The organism is Rhodovulum visakhapatnamense (genome assembly GCF_004365965.1).
GTDB classification, from domain to species: domain Bacteria; phylum Pseudomonadota; class Alphaproteobacteria; order Rhodobacterales; family Rhodobacteraceae; genus Rhodovulum; species Rhodovulum visakhapatnamense.
On record NZ_SOEB01000013.1, the window covers coordinates 124,952 to 132,860 of the forward strand.

Annotated in this window: 9 protein-coding genes and 2 tRNA genes; 9 read left to right on the top strand and 2 right to left on the bottom strand. The window is 59.7% G+C overall.

The window, feature by feature from the left end:
• Nucleotide 1: 1 nt before the first annotated feature.
• From kdsA to EV657_RS12990, 7 genes are all read left to right on the top strand, one after another.
• Entirely contained in the window at nucleotides 2-835 is an 834-nt protein-coding gene (gene kdsA / locus EV657_RS12965; RefSeq protein WP_075786836.1) for a 3-deoxy-8-phosphooctulonate synthase, read from the top strand.
• Between the two features lie 81 nt (nucleotides 836-916).
• Nucleotides 917-991, top strand: a tRNA-Gln gene (locus EV657_RS12970).
• Between the two features lie 501 nt (nucleotides 992-1,492).
• Nucleotides 1,493-2,815, top strand: a complete 1,323-nt coding sequence (locus EV657_RS12975) for a methyl-accepting chemotaxis protein (protein WP_134078184.1) — start codon at nucleotides 1,493-1,495, stop codon at nucleotides 2,813-2,815.
• 662 nt (nucleotides 2,816-3,477) lie between these two features.
• Nucleotides 3,478-4,002: a hypothetical protein gene (locus EV657_RS12980; protein ID WP_134078186.1), complete on the top strand. Its 525-nt coding sequence runs from the start codon at nucleotides 3,478-3,480 to the stop codon at nucleotides 4,000-4,002.
• 13 nt (nucleotides 4,003-4,015) lie between these two features.
• Entirely contained in the window at nucleotides 4,016-4,195 is a 180-nt protein-coding gene (locus EV657_RS12985; RefSeq protein WP_134078188.1) for a hypothetical protein, read from the top strand.
• Entirely contained in the window at nucleotides 4,192-4,329 is a 138-nt protein-coding gene (locus EV657_RS21610) for a hypothetical protein (protein WP_166673704.1), read from the top strand. The genes EV657_RS12985 and EV657_RS21610 overlap by 4 nt, the downstream gene beginning before the upstream one ends.
• A 113-nt stretch (nucleotides 4,330-4,442) precedes the next feature.
• Nucleotides 4,443-4,742 (top strand): tyrosine-type recombinase/integrase, encoded by a 300-nt coding sequence (locus EV657_RS12990; protein WP_134078189.1) that lies wholly within the window; start codon nucleotides 4,443-4,445, stop codon nucleotides 4,740-4,742.
• Nucleotides 4,743-4,746: 4 nt separating this feature from the next.
• Here EV657_RS12990 and EV657_RS21615 read toward each other — a convergent pair.
• Nucleotides 4,747-4,878: transfer RNA gene (locus EV657_RS21615), tRNA-OTHER, on the bottom strand.
• Between the two features lie 518 nt (nucleotides 4,879-5,396).
• On the opposite strand from EV657_RS21615, the gene EV657_RS13000 reads away from it, so the two are divergent.
• Both EV657_RS13000 and EV657_RS13005 read left to right on the top strand, forming a co-directional pair.
• Complete coding sequence (locus EV657_RS13000; protein ID WP_166673705.1) at nucleotides 5,397-6,791, top strand: HD domain-containing protein; 1,395 nt, start codon at nucleotides 5,397-5,399, stop codon at nucleotides 6,789-6,791.
• Entirely contained in the window at nucleotides 6,791-7,312 is a 522-nt protein-coding gene (locus EV657_RS13005) for a hypothetical protein (RefSeq protein WP_134078192.1), read from the top strand. The genes EV657_RS13000 and EV657_RS13005 overlap by 1 nt, the downstream gene beginning before the upstream one ends.
• 459 nt (nucleotides 7,313-7,771) lie before the next feature.
• Here EV657_RS13005 and EV657_RS13010 read toward each other — a convergent pair.
• The coding region (locus tag EV657_RS13010) for a transposase (protein ID WP_166673706.1) at nucleotides 7,772-7,909 on the bottom strand (138 nt) is incomplete at its 5' end.

The window sequence follows — 7,909 nt, forward strand, 5'->3', positions numbered from 1 at the left end:
CATGAAACATATCGAGATCGGCGGCCTGCCCGTCGGAAATACCCGCCCGCTGACAGTGATCGCGGGTCCCTGCCAGCTGGAAAGCCTGGACCACGCCCTGATGATCGGCCGTGCCATGAAGGACGCCTGCGCGGCGGCCGGTGCGGGCTATATCTTCAAGGCCAGCTTCGACAAGGCCAACCGCACCTCGCTGTCGGGACGCCGCGGCGTCGGCATCGACAAGGGGCTCGAGATCCTGGCCGAACTGCGCCGCCAGCTGGAGGTGCCGGTGCTGACCGATGTCCATGCCGCCGAGCAATGCGCGCCTGCGGCCGAATCGGTCGACGTGCTGCAGATCCCCGCCTTTCTCTGCCGCCAGACCGACCTTCTGCTGGCTGCGGGCGAAACCGGGGCTGCGGTCAACGTCAAGAAGGGCCAGTTCCTGGCGCCCTGGGACATGGCCAATGCGGTGGCCAAGATCGAATCGACCGGCAACCGGCGGATCCTGCTGACCGAGCGCGGCGTGTCCTTCGGCTACAACACGCTGGTTGCCGACATGCGCAGCCTGCCGATCATGGCGCGGCTGGGTTATCCGGTGGTGATGGACGCGACTCATTCGGTGCAGCAGCCGGGCGGCCAGGGCGGGTCGAGCGGCGGCCAGCGCGAATTCGCCCCGGTGATGGCGCGCGCGGCGGTGGCCGTGGGCGTTGCCGCGGTCTTCATCGAGACCCACGAGGCGCCCGACCGCGCGCCTTCGGACGGTCCCAACATGATTCCGCTGGCCGAGATGCCCGGCCTGGTGGAGACGCTGATGGGCTTCGACCGACTGGCCAAGGCGCATCCTCTATCGGTCTGAGATCGTGGCGGCCCGGGCGCATTTTTTCGCCAGATTGGGCTTGAAGCCCGTCCGGGCATCCCGTATCTACGCCTCCACCGTTGGGGCGTAGCCAAGTGGTAAGGCACCGGTTTTTGGTACCGCGCACCGTAGGTTCGAATCCTACCGCCCCAGCCATATCCCGTTTTTCGCGGATCTGGTCTGATCGGCCGCATCTTGGCTAGCGGCGGTGGCCGTTGCTTCTGCCAACGAATCGAAGGCTTGCGGGACCGTGGCGGCCCCTTGCCCGTCCAACCGGGTGCCGGCCGATCACGCGAGGTTCCGTGGCTGCCGCGTCTCGCGGACCGACGGGCACTTAAGCGGGACCGCCGGACTGCGATGCCCTAGATCGTCGAACCGGCCGGACGAAGACCCCGGCTCTTCCGGCACATTGAGCAGGTCGATCTGGCCGGATGCACGCTCCGGCGCCCAGGGCCATGCATCCCGGATCTCCAAGGGGATCGATGTCGGACACCGGCAGGGGGGCGGGTCTCGAGGCCGTTTGCCGCAACACGGCCGGGACAAGCGACAGACCCACAGCGCCCGGGCGCGGGAATGATCGCAGCGCATCCCGGAGATTTAAGGGTGCTTCAATATGTCGTCTCTATGCATCCTGCAGAGACAGACGCGGAGGCGAAGATGTGGTTCAATCGGCGTTCAAGGTCCAGTGGGCCGAAGTCCGTTAACAAAGCTGACGCAATCGTTCAGATTGTCGAACGGACCCAGGCCGTGATCCACTTCACCCCCGAGGGGGTGATCCTGGAAGCAAATGACATGTTCTTGCGTGCTCTTGGCTACACCGCCGCAGAGGTGATCGGCCAACACCACAGTATGTTTGTCCAGAAAAAGTACCGCCAGACACAGGCGTACCAGGATTTCTGGAACCGTCTGCGCGCCGGAGAATTCTTCACGGACGAGTTTCCGAGGATTACCAAGGATGACGAGGTGATCTGGATTGCCGCGACCTATGCCCCGGTCTTTGACGAAGCGGGGACGGTCGTTCAGATCACGAAAATCGCCACTGAAATCACACGGCAACGCGAGGCCATCCGCGCGATCTCGAAGGGACTCCAGGCGCTGAGCAATGGCGATCTGACATATCGCGTCGAGTTGTCTGCCCAGGACCGCATGAAGGAAGTGGCCGACAGCTTTAACGCGGCCTCGGAAAACATGGCCAATTTGATCCGGCAAGTCAAAGGCGTGGCCAACACCATCGACGGAATGTCCCAGAAAGTGTCCGGAAATGCCGACGAGCTGTCTCGCCGCACCGAAACGCAGGCGGCCACTTTGGAACAGACCGCTGCGGCGGTGGACCAACTGAACCACACCGCCCGGAAAGCGGCGGATTATGCGTCCGAAGTCGGCCGCGAAGCGCAGGACACCCGGAAAGCGGCCGGAGACAGCAGCAAGGTCGTCGAAGATGTGACCGCAGCGATGCAGAGGATTGAGGACTCCTCGAAGTCGATTTCCCAGATCGTGTCTGTGATCGACGACATCGCGTTTCAGACGAACCTCTTGGCATTGAATGCCGGGGTCGAGGCCGCCCGTGCGGGGGAGGCCGGACGCGGTTTTGCGGTGGTTGCGTCCGAAGTGCGGCAACTGGCGCAACGATCGGCAGATTCCGCAAAGGAAATCAAATCCCTGATCGTTCAAAGCAGCGAGTATGTGCGCGACGGAGCGACTCTGGTGAGCAAGGCCAGCGGGGATCTTGGCGGAATTTTCCGCAGCGTCGACCGGATCAGCGAACGTATCAGGGAGGTGGTAAGCGGTCTTCAGGAGCAGACGATAACGCTCACGGAGATCAACACGGCGATTTCGCATCTTGATACGGTGACGCAACAAAATGCGGCCATGGTCAGCGAAACGGCCGGCGTGACAATGGAACTATCGAAGAACAGCACATCCCTGTCGGATGGCATCTCGATCTTCACGGTTGCACCTGCGGGCGCCACTTTGCACTGAATTGCCCTGGCACAGGCGTTCCGTCCCGGACGATCGCAAAGCCCCCCGGAGCTCTGCGCTCGTCATGGCAAGATCGATCCTGCGCGAGGTTCGGGGCAGAGGGCGCGCATAACGATCTGTCCTGGCCAAGAGGCGAGGACGACGCCCGGTGTCACATCCCGTGTGATTGTAGACCCCCGCTTCCTGAGGAGTTCGGGCCGTTGACGTCGCCAGTCCTTGAGGGCGTCGGCGGGTGTTCTGGCCTTCAGGGCTGGTCGCATTGACGACTTGCGTCAAAGTTAGGGAGCAAAGCGTCTACAAATCTAGGGGCACCTCATACCGCCCGAAAGGGCAGAAGGGTGTGCCGCTGCCGGACATGCCGCCGTCACACCCCGAGTTCCTTGCCGCCTATGCCAAAGCCGCTGGCCTGTCGGAACCGCCGCTGCCGTCAGCTCGTACCGGCTCAATTGCCGCCGGGATCGCTGCCTTCCCGCACCTCCGCATCCGATCTGGCAGGACGCTCGCCGTCTGTTGCTGGGATGATCGCTCAAGGGGCTTCCGTCCAGATCTGGGCGCATCCCTGCGTCGATCCTCGCGGAGTGAAGAGTATCGTTCGATTTTCCTTGACGGCGCCGCCATGTGGCGCGATGAATATCGGACGACATTCTGCGGGAGCTTCAAGCATGGATTTCTGGAACGAAACTTGGAAGGCGGAGGCGGTCGCCAAGGCGGCGGGACTGCCCAAGGAAAAGCTGCAACTCTGGCTCGGCCGCAATCACGTGCTCGGGCAGGGCATGGGCGGCGGCGGCGAAAAGGGGCGGCACCGCAGGTTCGAGTTCCGCAACGTGATGGAGATCGCCATTGCCCGGGCTCTGGTCGATCAAGGGCACCGCCCTGCGGATGCCTTCAAGGCCGCCGCCGTCTTCGCCTATTCGGCCGTGCAGCACCCCGGCACCCCCGGGCTGCCGCTCGACCCCGTTGGGGGCGACACCTTCATGGCGGTGGCCGGTGACAAGGTGACGATCAACTACCTGCCCACCGGTCGCGGGGCGATGGCCGACTTCCTGGCCGACCTGACCGGCCCCGAGGGCAACGAGCGCGATCTGGAAGCCTTCACGATGGTCAACGCCTCGGCCGTGTTTCGTGCCGTCTGCCGCGAACTGACTCTCGATGCCTCCGCGATCCTGCGGGAGGTCAAAAATCAATAGGGAGAACGGATTGATGGCTCGAAAACCCGCCAACTTCACCCAGACCGACGTGACCCGAGTGCTCAAAGCTTACCGTAACGCCGAAATCCCGGTGGATCGGTGCGAGATCGACCCGCGCACGGGCAAGATCGTCGTCTTCGTGAACACCGCAGAAGACATCGTTTCGAGCCCCTGGGACACTGCCACCGCATGAAAAACCGGAAGCAATATCCGGGCGCGACGTCCTATCAAGACCACAACGGCAAGCGCCGCTGGCGTTTTCGCAAGGGGGCGTTCTCGGCCGAACTGGGGGCCGCGTACGGTTCCGAAGAATTCATCCGCCGATAGGAGGCTGCCCTTGAAGGGCACCGCACCCGCGGCCTGATCGGCGCGGGGCGTACCGTTCCCGGATCGGTCTCGGCTCGGGCAAGCAACGCTCGGCCTAAGGTCTCGGGAACGCGATGCGGAAATGGTGCGATGAGGCGGGGCTGGACGTCCGCACTTCGCACGGCCTCCGCAAAGCCTGCGCCCGCCGCCTGGCCGAAGCCGGGGCGACGCCCCACGAAATCGCCGCTGTCGCCGGCCACAAGACCCTGGCTCTGGCGCAACTCTACACTGAAGCGGCTGGCCGCGAGGGGCTGGCCGATGCCGCGTTCGAAAAACTGATCGCCCGAACGAATGGGGAACAGAACGTGGTGAACCTTCACGAAAGGTTCGCCAAAGGCGACACCAACACATTGGAGGGAAAGGAAAAACCGTGACAAGTGGTGATCCCGGCAGGACTCGAACCTGCAACCTATCCCTTAGGAGGGGACAGATCCGGTCGCAAAATAAAAGAAACTGCACAAAAAAAGCAGTCCCTAGGCAAGCGTGTTCCCCGTTTGTACAGACAAAATCCGCTTGCACAGGTTCAGCGAACCAAAGAGCAATCCCCAAACGCCCGTGAAGCCTCGGGCGATCATCCCCGAACGCGTCGCCTCGACCCGGAGATGGCGACGAAGTTCTGAGCCGACAGCAGACAACGTCCGAGTTCCTCCGGAGCGGTTCTTCACCGCACCATAGGGCCGAGTCACCAGGTTCCGGGAAGTCTAGGGCGTAGGCCAAACGTTCGCGGCACCTCGGATCAGAGACGGAGATTGCGCACACTGGACCCGCGGAAAGAACATGCCAGCACCCCGGCGGGCAGCGCCTCTGACCCAAGTCGATATAGGCGGATCCGGCACCGAAAAGCGACTTCCACGGTGCCTGCGAGAGGCAAAGGGATTTGACTTTGCTACATTGGTCGGACATGGCACACACATCGCTGGATCAACGCACAGCATCGGTAGTGTCGGCCTGCAGTTGAGCTCGCTACAACTTGTGATAACATCAACATTTCGTACACCAATAAACTTGCGAAGGGGCGGGTTCACAGCGTGGCAATTCAGAGAATACGAGATCCGATACATAACCTTATAGAGTTCGACACCCGCAACGAACTTGAAAGAGTAGCTTGGACACTTCTACAAAGCCGCCCCTTTCAACGACTCCGACGCGTAAAGCAACTCGGCTTTTCCGAGCTTGTCTATCCAGGCGCCACTCATACGAGATTCGCACATAGCATCGGCGTCTTTCACACCGCCAGAGAATTGATGGAAATCGTGCAGGCGAAGACTCAGGAAAAACAGGAGTCGAGAGAGAAAATCGCTCTAGCTGCCGCTTTGGTCCACGACGTTGGACACGGACCTTTCAGCCATGCATTTGAAACCGTTGGTGAACGCCTTGGATTGAGGCTGGCGGACCATGAAGTGATGAGCGATGAACTCATTCGCAACGGCGAGATTGCGGAAATTCTAAACAGAGAAGTAATGTCTGGATTTGCAGCTAACGTAGCGAATATGATTAAGAAGGAAGGAAAAATAACGCTACACAACTCCGTGGTGTCTAGTCAGTTTGATGCAGATCGCCTGGATTACATGCAGCGCGACAGAATGATGACCGGAAGCAAACATTCGGCTATTGACCTGACGTGGTTATTAGCCAATCTAGAGATTGGCGAAGTTGAAACTGGGGTCGACGATGCAGCAGTGGGGCACGTTCCAACTTTTGTAATCGGCCCGAAAGCCATTCAGGCAGCGGAGGCCTATGTTCTCGGATTGTTTCAGCTCTACCCGACCATTTACTTTCACAAGACAACGCGCGGAGCGGAGAAACTTTTCGCCGAGATTTTGGTTCGGCTGGTCATGCTGGTTAAGGATGGCGAACCGGGCAAAACTGGGCTTCCGTCCAATCATCCATTGATCAAGTTCGCCAACGCCCCTGAGAGCCTTGATACGGCTTTGGCTCTCGACGACACTGTCGTGTGGGGAGCGCTGCAGCTACTGCAAGATGCAGACGACCGCCTCTTGGCCCAGTTCGCTGAACGCCTGCTGAATCGCAAGCTTTTCAAGTGCTTCGATGTGCGGGCTATGATCACCCACCGCGTCGACCCACAGAATCGACAAGAACGACAAGATGTAGAGAAAATCGAAAGATGTTGCGCATCAGTGACTCTGAAGCTACAAGAGTGGCAAGAGAAGCAACGCGGCGACGTGCCTCGCGTCATCACGGATGAGGCTAAGCGGAAGCCCTACCAGGCGGGCGGTGCGAACGGTGGTCAGAGCGAACAGATCAACGTCAGAACCGACGGGGGCGAATTGATCGATATCCGGCAACGCTCTGAGATTGTTAGAGCATTGAGCGTCTATAGGTTAAGTCGCGCGTACTATGATCAATCTGACAGAGAAGCTCAGGAGGTCATTAGCGATATGATTGAGGGGGAGATCGGCTGATGGCAGCTTTGAAGATCGAAGAGGTCAAAAAGATCATCTGTGATGCGGGCGGCAAGATTGTGGGCCGGACCCGCCTTCAAAAAGTTGCATACTTGCTTAACGCCACGGGTCTAGATGACAGCTTCAGATTTGCTTACAAGCATTACGGACCTTTCAGCGAGGACCTTGCGTCGTCCGCGAAGCTGGGCGCTCTATTCGGTAGTTTGGAGGAGCGCCAAGCCAGTGCCTCATGGGGCGGAACTTACTCAACCTACACAGCCGAAGCGGTGCAGGACGGAAGTCAAAATGAAGCAAGAACCTCTCTCGCCTCTGTCGCCGCAGAAGCAGACTCTATTGTTTTGGAGCTAGCGGCAACCGCTGTCTTTCTTTTTTATGAAGGCTATGGAGATCCTTGGGAGGAGACCGCCCAACGCAAACCTGAAAAAGCGACGGGTGATAGATTATTGAACGCGCGAAACCTTCTGAAAGAGCTCGCGGCCGTTGATGTGCCTAAGCCAATCCCTGAGGCGCTTTACGGCTAAGATTGTCTTTCAGTGCAGCGGACCTGGACTGGAATAATCCCAATTAACTTAGGGCTTTAGCACATACGATCGCCCATTTGAGCCGTCGGCAAAGCCATCGAATTTTTGGCGCCGCTTTTAATTTCATCTCGCCGCTGCGAATAAACTCGGCAGCAAGCACCTCGCACCCTTCCTTGCCCTCAACTGCCCGAATAGTTCTGATCTAGTCGGTGCAGGGGCAGGTCGCGAGTCGCTTAGTTTGTCAAGTTCACGAGTCTTGACGAGAAACAACGCATGCCTGTCAGTTGGGGTGACCCCAGCTACGAGAGAGCCGCGCGCATCTGCCCGCCAGTATCGACCCCATGCGCCACTTGGCGCACCATGAGGAAAACGTTACCCGTCGTTTTGGCCCAGAGGCGTCCGATCCGGTCTTTCTCGCGCGCTTCCGGAGCGCCGACTAGGCTCCAGACTCATTAATCCTCAAAGCCAGAAGATGACGGTTGCGGCGAGGGCGATAGCGGAAAGGAAGGTCTTCGCGCATCTGTCGTAGCGGGTTGCGATGCGGCGCCAGTCCTTCAGGCGGCCGAACATGATCTCGATCCGGTTGCGCCGCTTGTA